Here is a 16,887-nt window from a genome sequence, read left to right as displayed (position 1 = left end):
CAGTCGCGCAGCTAGATGTCACCTCCTTCCAGCGTGATCGGATCGCGACCTTCCAAGGATGCGCCGGTCAAAGCTCTTGCGAAGGTCCAAGCGTGCATCGTGCAGCTCCAGCACCAGACCGCACCCAGGGCCGCCATCGTCTCGATCATATTGCGAGCGGCGAGCTCGATGTTCGCGGCGGCCGGTTCTGTGCACCCAGGCATCGGCCATTGTACGAAGAACGGGACGAGTTCGCCGCGCCGGTAGCAATCGTAGTCACAGTAACGGCGCTGTGTGCGCGCATGCCGGACATAGCCGGAGCAGAGCGACCGCGAGCAGGTGCTGCACGTGGCCGCGCGCAACGGAGGCTCGTGGTTGACCACCACGAATTTCATGACGCCACCCTCACGCCATCCGTCGCGAGGGCCTCGCAGAACAGCGCATAGCACTGATAGTCGCAGTAAGGCAGACGGGTCGCGATCTCGCGGAGATAGCTGCCGCTGATGGCCTCGCAGCACTGCATGCACCAAGTGTGCCGGAACGGGGTCCGGTCGTTCACGAGCACGAAGGCGAATCTCATGTGGCACCTCCCAGGGCGAAGCAGTAAACGCTGTCCAACGGAGACAGGGCGGGCGGTGGAGCGCAAAGGTGGTTTCGGCCGTCCGGATTATCCCTGTTTCGCTCCACCTTCTGGGGTGGGATCAGAATGTATCTCCCGTCCTCCCGGCGTCGTGCATAGATCTGGCCGTCGATGTATTTGATATCGGTCGGATAGCAGTCAGCGCTGTTGCAGCAACTGAGGCTCGGATTGTCCGGCATGTGCCAGGTCGAATAGAATTTCTCGTGCAGCGCCTGGTCCTGGAGTGGATGCTGGCGATGAGCGGTGCCCTGTCCAGTCTCCTGTGCCTGGACTGCAGCGGAGCCGAGGAGAACCAGCGAGCACAAGAGCTTGCATGAGCGCTTCAACGCACGGGCTCCCGGGTCAGACCTTCGGAACGAAGTCAGTTCTCTAATTCGGCCTCAGGCAACCTGAACCCGAAACAACCACCGGCGGTCGCGTTCGCGGCGGGTGCGGAAGCGATCGACACACTTCTTGGAGCAGAGCGCGGTGCGCCAGGAATAGTAGCGGATCAGACCGAACTTGCCGCCGCACACCCCACAGCCATTGACTGAAGGGCAAGGTTCGGACTGGGATAGGCCACGCTCAGGAAGTACCGATGTATCGCACATTGTTATCTTCCTCTGTCGCTTGGTTAGTTGCGCTTTGCCAGTTCATTCCCTTCGAGCTCGCGCGGGTCGTGAATTGCCGCGGCGGCGGCTGCATCACCAGTATTCCGGCGGTTCGTCCCTGGTCGTTGTTTGTCGGTAAGACACCTCGGCCGCTAGCTTCAGACCGGTTCTCGTGCGCTCGCTGCGATCTACCGGTCGACACTCCCGATTGGTCATAAGGCTAGTTCGCCGGGCACGAGATGCTCAATTGTACGGAGGTAAATGGCCAATATAATTAGGAATGGAGGCCCTATACCTAGGTTTGTCCCGTACTCGCCCCGGGGCTCCCCGGCTCATGTTCAACGAGACGGCGCACGATGCTCCGGCCGCACGGTCACCGTGAAGATCCCGCCGGCATGGCGTCCTCGGGGCGCCGCAATGGACAGCGCAGCGCTCGATGCAGAGGCGCACGTCATGATCGCCCGTCGACTTTGGCCGGAATTGCTCCTCTCGCGGCAACGTGCTCTACTCGTGTTCACGCAGAGAGCGCCGGGAGCGTCTGCGATGAAGCCGGGCCGGGCAGCAACGTTCGGGAAGTCAGCCGCACAATTCCTCGTCGGCTGCGTCAGGCAGGTTGTCACTGCCGGGCCGCACACTGAGCCGGACGCCGGTTTGCACGAGGCGGTCAAGCAGTGGCAGCAGGTCTTCGAGCACAACCCGGTCATGTACTTCATGGTCGATCCGACCGGAACCGTGATCAACGTGAACACGTTCGGCGCGGCGCAGCTCGGCTACACGGCCAAGGAATTGATCGGCCGATCGGTGCTGGATGTCTTCTTCGAGGAAGATCGTGACTTCGTCCGGACGTGCGTCGCGCTGTGCCTTAAGACCATTGATCAATCACACACCTGGGAAATCCGGAAGGTTCGCAAGGACGGCTCGGTGCTATGGGTGCGCGAGAACGCCAAGACCATGCTGCGGGCCAATGGCGGACCGATCGTGCTGGTGGCCTGCGAGAACATCACCGAGCGCAAGGAAGCGGAGAATGCGCTGCGACAGAGCGAGGCCTATCTCGCCCAGGCGCAGGAATTGAGCCACACCGGCAGTTTCGGCTGGAAGGCCGCGACCGGCGAGATCACCTGGTCCAAGGAGACCTATCGCATCTTCCAATTCGAGGAGGGGACGAAGCCCGAGATCCCGCTCATGCTCGAGCGCATCCATCCGGAGGACCGGCTTGCGGTGCAACGGACCACGGGTCGGGCGGCACGCGAGGAAAGAGATTTCGATCATGAATACCGGCTCATAATGCCCGACGGCTCGATCAAGTACGTCCGAGCGGTAGCCCGGGCGATGCGGGATGCGAGCGGTCACGTCGAATTCGTCGGATCGGTGACTGACATCACGGCGACCAAAGAGGCAGAGCGCAAACTGCGCGATAGCGAGCAGCGCTTCCGCGACTATGCCGAAACCGCCTCCGACTGGTTCTGGGAGACGGGGCCGGACCATCGCGTGACCGAGATATCAGAACACTCAGATACCATCTCTGCTCCCGTAGGCCTGATCGGACTTACGCGTTGGGATATCGCGCCGGATGCCGATCTCGAGCCGGAAAAATGGCAACAACATCGGGCGGCGCTGGACGCCCACGTCCCGTTCCGCGACTTGGTGTATCGCAGCAAAGACCGCAACGGGCAGCCGATCTACGTCCGGACCAGCGGCAAACCGTTCTTCGACGCCGACGGCGCTTTTCTCGGCTATCGCGGCGTCTGCACCGATGTGACCGCCGCGATCCGGACCAATCAGGCCGAAGACGCGCTGCGCAAGGCCCAGGCCGAGCTCGCACATGTGACGCGCGTCACAACACTGGGTGAGCTGACCGCTTCCATTGCACACGAAATCAATCAGCCGCTTGCCGCAGTCATCGCAAATGCCGACGCCTGCCTCGCCTGGCTGCAGCGCAGTCCGCCCGATCTCAAGGCGGCCCGCCGCTCCGTAGAGTGGATCATCGAGGACGGCACGCGTGCCAGCGACGTGATCCGTCACGTTCGGGCGCTCGCCAAGCGGTCCGGCATCGAGATGGTTCCACTCGACGCCAACGTGGTCGTGCGGGAGGCCGTCGCACTCGTTCAGCGCGAGATGGCCAGCCACGCCGTATCGGTGCGAATGGAGTTGTCGTCGGCACTGCCGAATATCTTTGGCGATCGAATCCAGTTGCAGCAGGTCCTGATCAACCTGATCATGAACGGGATCGAGGCCATGGAAGACGTCCACGATCGCCCACGCGAGCTGGCCATCCGTTCAGGGGCGAGTGGCGATGGCGCGATGCTGGTGAGCGTTTCCGACTGCGGGGTCGGCATTAGTGAAGAGGCGATAGATCGCCTGTTCACGCCGTTCTTTACCACGAAATCCGCAGGCATGGGCATGGGACTGTCGATCTGCCGCTCCATCATCGAGGCCCATGGCGGACGGCTTTCGGCCGCACCGAACCAGGAGCGGGGCGCGACCTTTCAGATCACCCTGCCCCTCTATCGAGAGCAAACATCGTGACCAAGCGCGCGGAGCCTTCGCCGCAGCCGGACGGCGATCAGCCAATCGTCTTCATCGTCGACGACGACGCATCGATGCGCCGCGCACTCACCAATCTCTTCGAGTCGGTCGGCCTCAAGGTCGAAGCATTCGGCTCGGCACCGCAACTTCTCCACGCGAAGCCGCCGGATGTCCCCAGTTGCCTGGTGCTCGACATTCGCCTGCCCGGAGCCAGCGGCCTCGACCTGCAGTCCGATCTTGCCAAGGCAAATATCCACACGCCAATCATCTTCATTACCGGTCATGGTGACATTCCCATGACGGTTCGGGCCATGAAGAGCGGCGCGATCGACTTCTTGACTAAGCCGGTTCGCGACCAGGACATTCTGGACGCGGTTCAGGCCGCTATCGAACGAGACCGCAAGCGCCGCGACCTCAACAGGACGGTCTCGACCGTGAAATCACGCTTCGAGTCACTATCCTCGCGGGAGCGAGACGTATTGTCACTGGTGACGTCCGGCCTGATGAACAAGCAAGTGGCAGCCCAGCTCGGATTGGCGGAAATCACCGTCAAAATCTATCGCGGCCAGATCATGCGGAAAATGGGCGCGAAGTCGCTGGCCGATCTGGTGAGGATGAGCGAGGCGCTCGGGATTGGATCCAACAAGCCCGGCGCACAAACCTAAGTATGAGTTTCCAATGACGACTGGCAGGTCCACCTTGCGCGTTTATGTATAGCCGTGGCGACGGCAAGCGTAATCCCGGGCGAGGAGCGGACGTCTTGTCAGTGGCTTCGGTGATTTCGGTGCTTGACGACGACCCTTACGTGCGGGCCGCAATCAACAATCTCTTGGAATCGCGTGGATATATCGTTCACACATTCGCCTCAGCCGAGGAGTTTTTGAGATCGGACGATTCGAATGACACCTCGTGCGTGATCGCCGACGTGCAGATGCCGCTGATGACCGGGATCGATCTGTTGACGCAGATGCGCGCGCATGGCTCGGCAACGCCGTTCATCTTCATCACGGCTTTCCCGGATGAGAGCGTACGTGTACGTGCGCTCAACGCCGGGGCAACCTGTTTTCTCGGAAAGCCGTTCGCCGCCTCGGATCTGATGCAATGCCTGGACCGTGCGCTGGCAGCAGGTCACGAAACCACGCAGTGAGCGACCGGCGACGAGCAAATGCGAGGGTGGACAGCGACCAGGATCAATTCCGCATCTCGCGAGGGCCTCCCGCGAGATGCCCCGCGTTCGCCGCCCGCTCGGAATGCGGCGCGGAAACTGACGACATGCAGCGGGGCATGGCGCCGCCCGGCTTAATCCACCTTGATGTTCGCCGCCTTGATCATCGGCCACCATTTGGCGATCTCGGCCTTCTGACGGGTGCCGAGCGCTTCGGGCGTGAGCTGATCCTTCGGCGTCATCTCCAGGCCCTGGCCTTCGAGCTGCTTCCTCACAGCGGGATCGTTCAGCGCCTCCACGGCCGCGGCGTTGAGCTTCGTCACGATCTCCTTCGGCGTGCCCTTCGGCACCCACATGCCCGACCACAGCGTCATGTTGAAGCCCTTCAGACCCGCCTCCTCCGCGGTCGGGATCTCCGGTGCCGACGACAGGCGCTTGCTGTCGGTGATGGCGTAGGCGCGGATGGTGTTGGCGCGGACCTGGCCGATGGAGTTGGAGGTCTGGTCGACGATGAGGTCGATCTGACCGGCGATGAGATCGTTCAGTGCGGGCGCGGTGCCGCGATACGGAACGTATTGCAGCTTGATGCCGGAGACGCTTTCGAAATAGACGCCGGCGATGTGGCTGCCGGAGCCGGCGCCGGCGGTGCCTGCTGTCGGCGGTGAGGGCCGCGACTTCAGCCACTCGATCAACTCCTTCAGCGAGGTCGCGGGCACTGCGTTCTTGCTGACGATGATCATCGGATTGCTCGGCAGCAGCACGACCGGCTCGAGGTCGGTGACGAGGTCGTATTTGAGTTTGTAGACCGCACCGTTGGCGACGTGGGTGCCGAGATGGCCGAAGGAGATGGTGTAGCCGTCCGGCGGCGATTGCACCGCGCGGCCGACGCCGATCGAGCCGCCCGCGCCGGTGACGTTCTCGACCACGACGGCCTGGCCAAGCGACACCCGCATCCGCTCGGCCAGCACACGCGCCATCGCATCCGACGGTCCGCCGGCCGAGAAGGGCACGATGATGGTGATGGGATGGGAGGGATAGTCATCGGCGCGCGCGGCGCCGGTCACAGCGAGAACAGCAAACAGCGCAGCCCAGACGGCCTTCGTCATTGTCTTCTCCCCGGCGATGTCGTTGTTATTTTTTTGCTCTTCCCGCGTACGGGAAGAGGAATCATTCGTCGCGCAATGCGCGCTAGAACTGCGAATAGTCGATCGGCTTATGGCGGTCGAGCGTGCGGGTGACCGGCGGCAGCGGATACTTCAGGCCGGTCGCGCAGTTGAACAGCATCACGCGGTCGCTTTTCGAGACGCGGCCGTCGGCGAGGCTTTCCTTGTAGGCGGCATAAGTGGCGGCGCCCTCGGGGCACAGCAGCAGCCCCTCCTCGCGCGCGACCTCGCTGAGCGCCGCCGAGATCTTGTCGTCGTCGACCGCGATGGCAAAGCCCTTGCTCTCGCGCACCGCGCGCAGGATCAGGAAATCGCCGATCGCCTGCGGCACGCGGATGCCGGAGGCGATGGTGTGAGCGTCCTCCCAGCGCGTGGCGTGCTCGGTGCCGGCCTCGTAGGCGCGCACCATCGGCGCGCAACCGGAGGCCTGCACCGCGACCATGCGCGGCCGCTTCGAGCCGATGAAGCCGATCTTCTCCAGCTCGTCGAACGCCTTCCACATGCCGATCAGACCGGTGCCGCCGCCGGTCGGATAGAAGATCACGTCGGGCACGTCCCAGCCGAGCTGCTCGGCGAGCTCGAGGCCCATCGTCTTCTTGCCCTCGATGCGGTACGGCTCCTTCAGCGTCGAGGTGTCGAACCAGCCGACCTTGGCCTTGCCCTCGCCGACGATCTTGCCGCAATCGTCGATATAGCCGTTGACGCGGTAGACGGTCGCGCCCTGCAGCTCGATCTCGCTGACGTTCACCTCCGGCGTATCGGCCGGGCAGAAGATCGTGGTCTTGATGCCGCAACTCGTGGCGTAAGCGGCCAGCGCCGCGCCGGCATTGCCGTTGGTCGGCATCGCCATGTGCTTGATGCCGAGCGCCTTGCCCATCGACACCGCCATCACGAGGCCGCGCGCCTTGAACGAGCCGGTCGGCAGACGGCCCTCATCCTTGACGATGACCTCGCCGCCGCCGAGCTTTTTGCCGAGCTTGGGCAACCGGATCAGCGGCGTCGTGACCTCGCCGAGCGAGACGATGTCCTTGCACTTGCGCACCGGCAGCAGCTCGCGGTAGCGCCACATGTCGCCGGGACGTTGGGCGAGCGCGTCCTTGGTCAGCGCCTTCTTCACGCCGGCGAGGTCGTAGCGGACGAGAAGCGGCTTGCCGGCCTTGGAGAGGTTGTGGACCTGGTCGGCGGCGTAATGATCGCCCTCCATCGCGCATTCGAGATGGGTGACGAAGGTCGGGCGTTCGATGGTGAGGTTGTCGTTGTCGTGCATGTTGCTTCTTTCTTCTTGCTTATTGAACTGCTCTTTTTGCTCGTCATTGCGAGGAACTCTCGCGACTAAGCCATCCAGACTCTTTCCGCGGAGGCATTCTGGATTGCTTCACTTCGCTCGTGACGGCGGCCGTCAGATATTCAACACCCTTCCATACGCATCCAGCACGGCTTCCTTCATCATCTCCGACAGCGTCGGATGCGGGAAGACCGTATGCATCAGCTCTTCTTCCGTGGTCTCCAGGTTCATCGCGACGACGTAGCCCTGGATCAGCTCGGTGACTTCCGCGCCGACCATGTGGGCGCCGAGGAGCTGGCCGGTCTTCTTGTCGAAGATCACCTTGACCAGGCCCTGATCCTCGCCGAGCGCGATGGCCTTGCCGTTGCCGACGAAGGGGAAGCGGCCGACGCGGATCTCGCGGCCGCTCTCCTTGGCCTTGGCTTCGGTCAGGCCGACGGAGGCCACTTGTGGCTGGCAATAGGTGCAGCCCGGGATCAGGTTCTTGTCCATGGGATGCGGGTGCAGTCCCTTGATGGCCTCGACGCAGATCACACCCTCATGCTCGGCCTTGTGAGCCAGCATGGGCGGGCCCGCAACGTCGCCGATGGCGTAGATGCCGGGGACGTTGGTCTTGCCGTAGCCGTCGACGACGATGATGCCGCGGTCGGTCTTCACGCCGACCTTTTCCAGGCCGAGATTTTCGATGTTGCCGACGACGCCGACCGCCGAGATCACGCGCTCGAACTCTGATGTGACCGGCTTCCCCTTGCCATCGTCGATGGTGGCGACGACGCTGTCGGCCTTCTTCTCCAGCTTGGTCACCTTGGTGGAGGACATGATCTTGATGCCCTGCTTTTCCAGTCGCTTGCGCGCAAGGCCGGCGATTTCGGCGTCCTCGACCGGGAGGATCTGCGGCAACACCTCGACCACCGTGACCTCGGAGCCCATGGTGTGGAAGAACGAGGCGAACTCGATGCCGATCGCACCCGAGCCGACCACCAGCAGCGACTTCGGCATCTTCTCCGGCACCATCGCCTCGAAATAGGTCCAGATCAGCTTCTTGTCGGGCTCGAGCCCCGGCAGCACGCGCGGCCGTGCGCCGGTGGCGACGATGATGTGTTTCGCCTGATAGGTCCCCTCGCCGAGCGCGCCCTTCGGGCCCTCGACGTCGGACTTCTTCACGACAACTTTGCCCGGAGCCTCGATCGCGGCGGCGCCCCAGATCACGCTGACCTTGTTCTTCTTCATCAGGAAGCCGACGCCGTCGTTCAGGCGCTTGGAGACACCGCGCGAGCGCTGCACGACGGCCTTCGGATCGAACGAGACCTTCTCCGCCGACAGGCCGTAGTCCTTTGCGTGCTGCATGTAGTGATAGATCTCGGCCGAGCGCAGCAGCGCCTTGGTCGGGATGCAGCCCCAGTTCAGGCAGATGCCGCCGAGATAGGATTTTTCGACGATCGCGACCTTGAAGCCGAGTTGGGCGGCGCGGATGGCGGTGACGTACCCGCCGGGGCCGGAGCCGATGATGATGACGTCGAAGGATGTATCGGCCATGGCGGCTCCCGTTCAACTCAAGAGGCGCCGCGAGCGCGGCGCTTGACCAGAAAAGACCTCACCAGCCATTCGAGCACCACCACCAGGGCTATGACGGCCAGCGCGGTAAGCACGATAGGCTGAGCGATGTTCCGTGCCAGTTGCTCACCGGCAAAGAACGCAGAGTGAAGAAAATCGAGCCCAATCGGGTTGAGCGCGACGGCGGCGGCGAGCAGCAGCGACATCCATGGCCAGCGGGTCCGGACATGCAAGGTTGCCCCCTCTGCCGCCGCGTCAGACCATCATCATCACGGGATTTTCGATCAGCTGCTTGAAGGCGCCGATCAGCTCGGCGCCGAGCGCGCCGTCGATGGCACGGTGATCGCAAGACAAGGTCACGCTCATCATGTTTGCGATCTCGATCTTGCCGCTGCGCACGACGGGACGCTCCTCACTGGTGCCGACCGCGAGGATGGTCGCATGCGGTGGGTTGATCACGGCGGTGAAGTGGCTGATGCCGTACATGCCGAGGTTGGACACGGCGGTGGTGCCGCCCTGGTATTCCTCCGGCTTCAATTTGCGGGACCGTGCGCGCGCGGCAAAATCCTTCATCTCGTTGGAGATGGTGGAGAGCGTCTTGGTCTCGGCCTTGCGGATGATCGGCGTGATCAGGCCGCCGGGCATTGCCACGGCAACGCCGACGTCGGAATGGTGGTGCTTGACCATGCCGCTTTCGGTCCAGCTCACATTGCAGTTCGGGATCTTCTGCAGCGCGACCGCCATCGCCTTGATGACGAAGTCGTTGACCGAGATCTTGTAGAGCGGCTTCTTCTCCTTGTCCTTCGGCGCGGCTGCGTTGATCTCCTCGCGGGCGGCGAGCAGCTTGCCGATGTCGCAGTCGATGGTGAGGTAGAAGTGCGGGACGTTCTGGATCGACGCCGTCAGGCGCTGCGCGATGGTGCGGCGCATGCCGTCATGCGGGACGATGTCGTAAGAGCCCGGCTCGAACAGCGACAGGATCTGCTTGTCCGACATGGTCGGTGCGATCGAGGGCGCACCGGACGGTGCCGCGGCAGGCGCCTTGAGGCCCTTGCCTGACTTCGCCTGCTCCACGTCGCGCGCGACCACACGGCCGTGCGGACCGGTGCCGGTGACCATGCCGACATCGATGCCGGCTTCCTTGGCGAGACGCCGCGCCAAAGGCGACGAGAACACGCGGCCGCCATGGCCGTTGCCCTGCGCGGCCGGCGCGGCCTGCGGCGCCGGTGCAGCGGCGGGGGCCGGTGCAGACTTGGGCGGTGCAGACTGGGGCGGTGCAGATTTGGGCGCAGCAGGCGCAGGCGCCGGCGCTTCGGCAACTTTCGGAGGTGCGGCCGAAGCGCTGGGCTTGGCGGCGCCGGCCGCCTTCACATCCTCGCCCTCGCCGGCCAGCACCGCGATCACATCGTTGACCGGGACGTCCTGCGTGCCCTCGGGCACCAGGATCTTGGCGATCGTGCCCTCGTCGATGGCCTCGACCTCCATGGTCGCCTTGTCGGTCTCGATCTCGGCGATGACGTCGCCGGATTTGACCTTGTCGCCTTCCTTCTTCAGCCACTTGGCGAGGTTGCCCTTCTCCATGGTCGGCGAGAGAGCGGGCATCAGGATGTTGATGGGCATGCTGACCTCAAGAAGAACTTTGCAAAAACTCGTCTCCAAAAGCGAAGACGAACAGACCAGGTTTAGTTGCCGATGTCGCCCTGCCACAGGCGCTCATTGGCGGGATTGGAACGCCAATTCTTCATCATGGTGATGGAGCGGTCGTCGGCAAGGTCGATCCAGGGGATGCCGAACTTGTCGAGGATGTCCTTGGATCCCTCGAAGGTGACGGACTCTCCGATCACCACCAGCTTCACCTTGAACAACCCGAGCGCGCCCGCGCACATCGAGCATGGCGACAACGTCGTGTACATGACGGTGTCGTGGAACGAGATCGCACCAGCCTCGCGCAGGCAGCTCATCTCGCCGTGCAAAATCGGATTGTTCTCCTGCACGCGGTTGTTGTGACCGCGGGCGATGATCTTGTTGTCACGCGTCAGCACGGCGCCGATCGGCAGGCCGCCCTGCGCGATCGAAGCCTCCGCCTCGCGGATCGCCTCCAGCATGAAATCGAAGTGATGGGGTTCGATTGCCATGGTCAGTGTCCCTTGCCGCGCGGCGTCGTGGTGCCGGTGTCGGTCGGACGCTCGATCTCGGCCTGGAACATCTCCAGGATCCGGTTCAGGGCGTCCTCTTCGGTATAATCGCTCTCGCGCGCATAGGCGCGCGCGGCGTGGCGGGCGAGATCGACGAGCAGCAAGCCCCACATGTCGGGCTCCTCGAAGGCGCGCTGGAACGCCATCGACAGTCCGCCATCCAGCACGAACACGCGCAGGATCTCGACCGCGTCGTCGCGGGCCATGACGTCCGGCGGCAGTGGCTGCTCCTTCGGGCCCGCCATGATCTACCTGTAGCAGACGGCTTTGGCGGCCTCGACGACTTCCGCCGCCGAGGGCAGCGCGAGCTTCTCCAGATTGGCGGCATAGGGCATCGGCACGTCCTTGCCTGAGACGCGCGCAACCGGCGCGTCCAGATAATCGAAGGCGTTCTCCATGATGCGCGCGGCGATCTCGGCGCCGACGCCGCTCTGGGCCCAGCCCTCTTCCACCGTGACGGCGCGGCCGGTCTTCTTGACCGAGTTGATGATGGTCTCCGTGTCCATCGGGCGCAGCGTGCGCAGGTCGATTACCTCGGCCTCGATGCCATCCTTGGCGAGTTCGTCGGCCGCCTTCAGGGCATAGGTCATGCCGTTCGACCAGGAGATGATGGTGACGTGGCTGCCCGAACGCACGATTCGAGCCTTGCCGATCGGGATGATGAAATCGTCGAGCTTGGGCACTTCGCCGGTGTGACCGTAGAGCACCTCGTTCTCGAGGAAGATCACCGGATTGGGATCGCGGATCGCGGCCTTGAGCAGGCCCTTGTAATCCGCTGCCGAGAACGGCGCGACGACCTTGAGGCCCGGGACGTTCGAATACCAGGCCGAATAGTCCTGGCTGTGCTGGGCGGCGACGCGGGCGGCGGCGCCATTGGGCCCGCGGAACACGATCGAGCAGCCCATCTGGCCGCCGGACATATAGAGCGTCTTGGCCGCGGAGTTGATGATCTGGTCGATCGCCTGCATGGCGAAGTTGAAGGTCATGAACTCGACGATCGGCTTGAGGCCGGTCATCGCAGCGCCGACGCCGACGCCGGCAAAGCCGTGTTCGGTGATCGGGGTATCGATGACCCGCTTGGCGCCGAACTCCTGGAGCAACCCCTGCGTCACCTTGTAGGCGCCCTGATATTCGGCGACCTCCTCACCCATCACGAAGACATCGGGATCGCGACGCATTTCCTCGGCCATGGCATCGCGCAAGGCTTCGCGGATGGTCTGCGTCACCATCTCGGTGCCTTCAGGCACTTCCGGATCGGGCTCGGCGACGGCCTGCGGCGCGGGCGCAGCCTTCGGTGCCGGCGCTTCGGCCTTTGCAGCGGCAGGGGCTGCGGACTCCGCGGCCTTCTCCTGCTTCGCCGGCGTGGACGCCTTGGCAAGATCGGCGGCGCTCTCGCCGTCGGCGAGGATGGTCGCGATCGGCGTGTTCACCGCGACGTCGGCGGTGCCCTCGGGGATCAGGATCTTGCCGAGCGTCCCCTCGTCGGTCGCCTCGACCTCCATGGTCGCCTTATCGGTCTCGATCTCGGCGATGACGTCGCCTGATTTGATCGTCTCGCCCTCTTTCTTCAGCCATTTGGCGAGGTTGCCCTTCTCCATCGTGGGCGACAACGCGGGCATCAGCACTTGAATTGGCATATCGACTCCAAGGGAAAGCTTGCGCGCGTTCAGCGGTAAATGTCGGTCCAGAGCTCGGCTGCATCCGGCTCGGGATCATGCTGGGCGAAATCGGCGGAGGCGTTGACGATGTCACGCACCTCGGCGTCGATCGCCTTCAGATCCTGCTCGCTGACCTTTGCCGCGAGCAGGCGGTTACGCACCTGCTCGATCGGATCCTGGTCGTGGCGGACTTTCTCGACCTCCTCGCGTGTGCGATATTTGGCAGGGTCGGACATCGAGTGACCGCGGTAGCGGTAGGTCTGCATTTCGAGGATGTAGGGGCCCTTGCCGGCGCGGCACCAGGCCACCGCCTCTTCGCCGGCAGCCTTCACGGCGCGGACGTCCATGCCGTCGACCTGCTTGCCGGGGATGTTGAAGGACGCGCCGCGCTTGGAAAAATCCTGCTGCGCCGAGGCGCGCGAGACCGAGGTGCCCATGGCGTAGCGGTTGTTCTCGATGACGTAGACCACCGGCAGCTTCCAGAGCTCCGCCATGTTGAAGCTCTCGTAGACCTGGCCCTGGTTCGCCGCACCGTCGCCGAAATAGGTGACGCTGACATTGTCGTTGCCGCGATAGCTGTTGGCGAAGGCGAGCCCGGTGCCGAGGGAGACCTGGGCGCCAACGATGCCGTGGCCGCCGTAAAAGTGCTTCTCCTTGCTGAACATGTGCATGGAGCCGCCCTTGCCCTTGGAATAGCCGCCGCGGCGACCCGTGAGCTCGGCCATGACGCCGTTGGCGTCCATGCCGGTGGCGAGCATGTGACCGTGATCGCGATAGCCGGTGATGACCTGGTCGCCCTGCTTCAGGGCCATCTGCATGCCGACCACCACGGCCTCCTGGCCGATATAGAGATGGCAGAAGCCGCCGATCGCGCCCATGCCGTAGAGCTGGCCGGCCTTTTCCTCGAACCGCCGGATCAGGAGCATGTCGCGGAGCGCCTTGAGCTCCTGCTCCCTGGTGAATTCCGGGGGCGAACCGCCGTCGGGCTTGTCCTGTGGAGTGCTTGCGGCGGCTTTCTTGGGTGCGGCCATAGGAATTCCGGGTCAGAGAAAACTTCGCCCTCTCTAACCCAAGTCAAACGCCCTTGGAAAGCACCGCGGCGACATGGCACGACTTTCATTATGCCGCAGTGCAACGTTGTCGAAATATTGCAAAATCTTTGGCGCCGATCGGGCAACAAATCCATGCGCTTCACGCACGTGCGCAGATTCGTGATCGGATCAAGAACGATGGGCCACGCCAATCCCGGCCTTCAGAGCGGACGGCGCCAAAATGGCGCCGCCCTCGCCGCACCGTCCGATCAGAAGAAGCCGAGCTTCTTCGGGCTGTAGCTGACCAGGAGGTTCTTGGTCTGCTGATAATGGTCGAGCATCATTTTGTGGGTCTCGCGACCGACGCCAGACTGCTTGTAACCGCCGAACGCCGCATGCGCGGGATAGGCATGGTAGCAGTTGGTCCAGACGCGGCCGGCCTGAATTGCCCGGCCGAAGCGGTAGCAGCGGTTGGCGTCGCGGCTCCAGACGCCGGCCCCGAGGCCATAGAGCGTGTCGTTGGCGATTTCGAGCGCTTCCTCGTCGGTCTTGAAGGTCGTGACCGAAACCACGGGCCCAAAGATCTCCTCCTGGAAGATCCGCATCTTGTTGTGGCCCTCGAACACCGTCGGCTGGACGTAGAAGCCACCCGAGAGATCGCCGCCGAGTTCGGCGCGTCCGCCGCCAGCGAGCACCTTGGCGCCCTCCTGCCTGCCGATGTCGATGTAGGAGAGGATCTTCGCCAGCTGCTCGCTGGATGCCTGGGCGCCGATCATTGTATCGGCCGCACGCGGGTCGCCCTGCTTGATCGCCGCGACGCGCTTCAGCGCCCGCTCCATGAAGCGGTCATAGATGTCGGCATGAACCAGCGCCCGGCTCGGACAGGTGCAGACCTCGCCCTGGTTCAGCGCGAACATGACGAAGCCTTCGATTGCCTTGTCGAAGAAATCGTCGTCCTCGGCGGTGACGTCGTTGAAGAAGATGTTGGGCGACTTGCCGCCCAGCTCCAGCGTGACGGGAATGAGGTTCTGGCTGGCGTACTGCATGATCAGCCGGCCCGTCGATGTCTCGCCGGTGAAGGCGATCTTGGCGATGCGTGGGCTGGAGGCCAGCGGCTTGCCGGCCTCGAGGCCAAAGCCGTTGACGATGTTGAGCACGCCTGGTGGCAGGATGTCGGCAATGAGTTCGGCCCAGACCATGATCGAGGCCGGGGTCTGCTCGGCGGGCTTGAGCACGACGCAATTGCCGGCGGCGAGCGCGGGCGCGAGCTTCCAGCAGGCCATCAGCAGCGGGAAGTTCCAGGGGATGATCTGGCCGACGACGCCGAGAGGTTCGTGGAAATGATAGGCGATGGTGTCGTGGTCGATCTCGCCGATCGAGCCTTCCTGGGCGCGCACGACGCCGGCGAAGTAGCGGAAGTGATCGATGGCGAGCGGAATGTCGGCGGCGCGGGTCTCACGGATCGGCTTGCCGTTGTCCCAGGTCTCGGCGATGGCGAGACGCTCGAGATTGTCTTCCATGCGATCTGCGATCCGGTTCAGGACAGCGGCGCGCTCGGCGACGCTGGTGCGGCCCCAGGCGGCCTTGGCGGCATGCGCCGCGTCGAGGGCGGCCTCGACGTCCTGCGCGTCGGACCGCGCGATCTTGCAGACGATCTGGCCGTTCACGGGCGAGGCGTTGTCGAAATATTTGCCTGATATCGGCGCGACGAACTTGCCGCCGATGAAATTGTCGTAGCGTTCGGCGAAGGGAACTTTGGTGACGCTGAGGAATTCCACCTTGTTCATTGATCACTCCCGATGTTTGCTGTTTGCGCAATTCGTCGCGTGGTCGCGACTTGCGCGGACGATGCTGCGGGAGGCGTTTTCTGTCAGCCCTGGCGGGAACGATGGCGAGGCCGACCTGTCGCAATTCTGCGACAGGTGATCGTGTCCCGGACGCGCTGCAACGCTTTTCGCGTTGCCGCGCAGAGCCGGGACCCAGAAGGCGAGGCCTGAGGATGCAGAGACGTGGGCCCCGGCTCAGCAGCGCACCACGTCGCAAGGGCGACGCGCTGCGCTGCGTCCGGGGCACGAGATCAGAGTTCGAGGAAAGCAGCAGGGCTCAGTGGTTCAGTTCGAACCGCTTCAGCTTCCTGTGCAGGGTTGCACGGCTGACGCCGAGGGCCTTGGCGGCCGCCGAGACATTGCCGCCGGCGCGGAGCAGCGCCCGCTGCACCACGGCGCGTTGGCCGCCGGCCAGATGATCGCGCGCGGTATCGCCGCCGAGCAGATCGGCCGCGGGCACCGGCTGCAACGCCCGGCCGGGGGCAATGCCGAGCGCCACCCGGGCGGAGCGGGTCGCGCCGATCACGAGATCGTCCGCATCGACCGCGATGAGGCCTGCGCATTGGCCGTCCGCAGCTTGCGTCAGCACGATGCGGGCATGGGCGAAGGCCCTGCGGAACAGATCGGCCTCGATGCGCTTGGCCGCCTCGCCTGCCGCCAGCGCGATCAGGCTGGAGAATGCATCGGTCCGGTCAGCGCGGCAGGAGGACACGTCGAGCACGCCCGCGAGCGCCGCCTCATGGTCGTAGATCGGAACGGCGCTGCAACTCAGAAGCGTGTTGCGGGTGAAGAAATGCTGATCACGGTCGATCGTCAGCGGACGCTGCTCGACGAGGCAGGTGCCGATGCCGTTGGTGCCCTCGTACTCCTCGCTCCAGAGCGCGCCGGTCCACAGGCCCCAGGACTGAAACGTCGCGTCGTCCGCCGCCGTGCCGCGGCGATCGACCGGCACGCCCTCCCCGTCGGCGAGCAGCACGCAGCAGCCGCTCGCACCGACGGCCTGATAGAGCCGGTCCATCACGCCTTGCGCGGCGGCCAACAGCGGCGCGTCACGCTCGCGCGCCTGATGCAGCTCGGCCTCGGTCAGCCGCATCGGTGAGCTGCGGCCGCCGGGATCGAGATGATGCAATCGGGAGGAACGGCGCCACGAGGCCACGAGCGCGGATCGTGCCGCCTGGCCTGACGCGATGGCGGCCTCGACACGGGCCGCGTGATGCCGGGGCATTGTCCCATTCATCACAGTCTCCTCCGGGTGACAGACTAGAACGTGCGGGA

The 16,887-nt window shown here is 64.1% G+C and carries 16 protein-coding genes; 3 read left to right on the top strand and 13 right to left on the bottom strand.

Annotated elements, in window-relative coordinates; genetic code table 11:
* Window positions 1-11: 11 nt before the first annotated feature.
* Window positions 12-374 carry a hypothetical protein gene (locus RX330_RS18720; RefSeq protein WP_317239374.1) on the bottom strand — a complete coding sequence of 121 codons (363 nt, stop codon included), beginning with the start codon at window positions 372-374 and terminating at the stop codon, window positions 12-14.
* Entirely contained in the window at window positions 371-559 is a 189-nt protein-coding gene (locus RX330_RS18715) for a hypothetical protein (protein WP_212090308.1), read from the bottom strand. Before RX330_RS18715 ends, RX330_RS18720 begins: the two co-directional genes overlap by 4 nt.
* Before the next feature lie 1,193 nt (window positions 560-1,752).
* On the opposite strand from RX330_RS18715, the gene RX330_RS18710 reads away from it, so the two are divergent.
* The 3 genes from RX330_RS18710 to RX330_RS18700 all read left to right on the top strand — a co-directional run bounded on the left by RX330_RS18710 (window position 1,753) and on the right by RX330_RS18700 (window position 4,882).
* The gene (locus RX330_RS18710) at window positions 1,753-3,735 is read left to right on the top strand and encodes a PAS domain S-box protein (protein ID WP_317243927.1); all 1,983 of its coding nucleotides are present in this window, start codon (window positions 1,753-1,755) and stop codon (window positions 3,733-3,735) included.
* Entirely contained in the window at window positions 3,732-4,400 is a 669-nt protein-coding gene (locus RX330_RS18705; RefSeq protein ID WP_212090304.1) for a response regulator transcription factor, read from the top strand. Before RX330_RS18710 ends, RX330_RS18705 begins: the two co-directional genes overlap by 4 nt.
* A gap of 95 nt (window positions 4,401-4,495) precedes the next feature.
* Complete coding sequence (locus tag RX330_RS18700; protein ID WP_212090302.1) at window positions 4,496-4,882, top strand: response regulator transcription factor; 387 nt, start codon at window positions 4,496-4,498, stop codon at window positions 4,880-4,882.
* A 152-nt stretch (window positions 4,883-5,034) separates the two neighbouring features.
* On the opposite strand, the gene RX330_RS18695 is transcribed toward RX330_RS18700, so the two are convergent.
* The 11 genes from RX330_RS18695 to RX330_RS18645 form a co-directional block, all read right to left on the bottom strand.
* Entirely contained in the window at window positions 5,035-6,006 is a 972-nt protein-coding gene (locus RX330_RS18695; protein WP_317239373.1) for a tripartite tricarboxylate transporter substrate binding protein BugD, read from the bottom strand.
* Between the two features lie 82 nt (window positions 6,007-6,088).
* A complete protein-coding gene (locus RX330_RS18690) occupies window positions 6,089-7,330 on the bottom strand; it encodes a threonine synthase (RefSeq protein ID WP_317239372.1) in 1,242 nt (413 codons plus the stop codon).
* 132 nt (window positions 7,331-7,462) lie between these two features.
* A complete protein-coding gene (lpdA, locus tag RX330_RS18685) occupies window positions 7,463-8,884 on the bottom strand; it encodes a dihydrolipoyl dehydrogenase (protein WP_317239371.1) in 1,422 nt (473 codons plus the stop codon).
* 17 nt (window positions 8,885-8,901) lie between these two features.
* Complete coding sequence (locus RX330_RS18680) at window positions 8,902-9,108, bottom strand: hypothetical protein (RefSeq protein WP_212090269.1); 207 nt, start codon at window positions 9,106-9,108, stop codon at window positions 8,902-8,904.
* A 49-nt stretch (window positions 9,109-9,157) separates the two neighbouring features.
* Window positions 9,158-10,522 (bottom strand): pyruvate dehydrogenase complex dihydrolipoamide acetyltransferase, encoded by a 1,365-nt coding sequence (locus RX330_RS18675; protein ID WP_317239370.1) that lies wholly within the window; start codon window positions 10,520-10,522, stop codon window positions 9,158-9,160.
* 62 nt (window positions 10,523-10,584) lie between these two features.
* Window positions 10,585-11,037 (bottom strand): nucleoside deaminase, encoded by a 453-nt coding sequence (locus tag RX330_RS18670; protein ID WP_212090264.1) that lies wholly within the window; start codon window positions 11,035-11,037, stop codon window positions 10,585-10,587.
* Between the two features lie 2 nt (window positions 11,038-11,039).
* Window positions 11,040-11,342, bottom strand: coding sequence for a DUF5076 domain-containing protein (locus tag RX330_RS18665; RefSeq protein WP_212090262.1), 303 nt, complete (start codon window positions 11,340-11,342; stop codon window positions 11,040-11,042).
* 3 nt (window positions 11,343-11,345) lie between these two features.
* Window positions 11,346-12,734: a pyruvate dehydrogenase complex E1 component subunit beta gene (locus RX330_RS18660; RefSeq protein ID WP_212090260.1), complete on the bottom strand. Its 1,389-nt coding sequence runs from the start codon at window positions 12,732-12,734 to the stop codon at window positions 11,346-11,348.
* Window positions 12,735-12,763: 29 nt separating this feature from the next.
* Window positions 12,764-13,786: a pyruvate dehydrogenase (acetyl-transferring) E1 component subunit alpha gene (gene pdhA / locus RX330_RS18655; protein ID WP_317239369.1), complete on the bottom strand. Its 1,023-nt coding sequence runs from the start codon at window positions 13,784-13,786 to the stop codon at window positions 12,764-12,766.
* Window positions 13,787-14,055: 269 nt separating this feature from the next.
* A complete protein-coding gene (gene adh / locus RX330_RS18650) occupies window positions 14,056-15,573 on the bottom strand; it encodes an aldehyde dehydrogenase (protein ID WP_317239368.1) in 1,518 nt (505 codons plus the stop codon).
* Window positions 15,574-15,889: 316 nt separating this feature from the next.
* Window positions 15,890-16,849: a helix-turn-helix domain-containing protein gene (locus RX330_RS18645; protein WP_317239367.1), complete on the bottom strand. Its 960-nt coding sequence runs from the start codon at window positions 16,847-16,849 to the stop codon at window positions 15,890-15,892.
* Between the last annotated feature and the right edge of the window lie 38 nt (window positions 16,850-16,887).

Source organism: Bradyrhizobium sp. NDS-1 (assembly GCF_032918005.1).
GTDB lineage: Bacteria > Pseudomonadota > Alphaproteobacteria > Rhizobiales > Xanthobacteraceae > Bradyrhizobium > Bradyrhizobium tunisiense.
Note: the sequence above shows the minus strand (reverse complement) of the source record. Positions and strands in the feature narration are given on the sequence as shown.

Excerpts from the sequence above, each read along its gene's own strand:
- RX330_RS18675 (WP_317239370.1), bottom strand. The coding sequence starts at position 10,522 with ATGCCCATCAACATCCTGATGCCCGCTCTCTCGCCGACCATGGAGAAG.
- RX330_RS18695 (WP_317239373.1), bottom strand. The coding sequence starts at position 6,006 with ATGACGAAGGCCGTCTGGGCTGCGCTGTTTGCTGTTCTCGCTGTGACC.
- RX330_RS18660 (WP_212090260.1), bottom strand. The coding sequence starts at position 12,734 with ATGCCAATTCAAGTGCTGATGCCCGCGTTGTCGCCCACGATGGAGAAG.
- RX330_RS18665 (WP_212090262.1), bottom strand. The coding sequence starts at position 11,342 with ATGGCGGGCCCGAAGGAGCAGCCACTGCCGCCGGACGTCATGGCCCGC.
- lpdA (WP_317239371.1), bottom strand. The coding sequence starts at position 8,884 with ATGGCCGATACATCCTTCGACGTCATCATCATCGGCTCCGGCCCCGGC.
- RX330_RS18690 (WP_317239372.1), bottom strand. The coding sequence starts at position 7,330 with ATGCACGACAACGACAACCTCACCATCGAACGCCCGACCTTCGTCACC.
- adh (WP_317239368.1), bottom strand. The coding sequence starts at position 15,573 with ATGAACAAGGTGGAATTCCTCAGCGTCACCAAAGTTCCCTTCGCCGAA.
- RX330_RS18710 (WP_317243927.1), top strand. The coding sequence starts at position 1,753 with ATGAAGCCGGGCCGGGCAGCAACGTTCGGGAAGTCAGCCGCACAATTC.
- RX330_RS18720 (WP_317239374.1), bottom strand. The coding sequence starts at position 374 with ATGAAATTCGTGGTGGTCAACCACGAGCCTCCGTTGCGCGCGGCCACG.
- pdhA (WP_317239369.1), bottom strand. The coding sequence starts at position 13,786 with ATGGCCGCACCCAAGAAAGCCGCCGCAAGCACTCCACAGGACAAGCCC.
- RX330_RS18645 (WP_317239367.1), bottom strand. The coding sequence starts at position 16,849 with ATGAATGGGACAATGCCCCGGCATCACGCGGCCCGTGTCGAGGCCGCC.
- RX330_RS18680 (WP_212090269.1), bottom strand. The coding sequence starts at position 9,108 with ATGTCGCTGCTGCTCGCCGCCGCCGTCGCGCTCAACCCGATTGGGCTC.
- RX330_RS18670 (WP_212090264.1), bottom strand. The coding sequence starts at position 11,037 with ATGGCAATCGAACCCCATCACTTCGATTTCATGCTGGAGGCGATCCGC.
- RX330_RS18715 (WP_212090308.1), bottom strand. The coding sequence starts at position 559 with ATGAGATTCGCCTTCGTGCTCGTGAACGACCGGACCCCGTTCCGGCAC.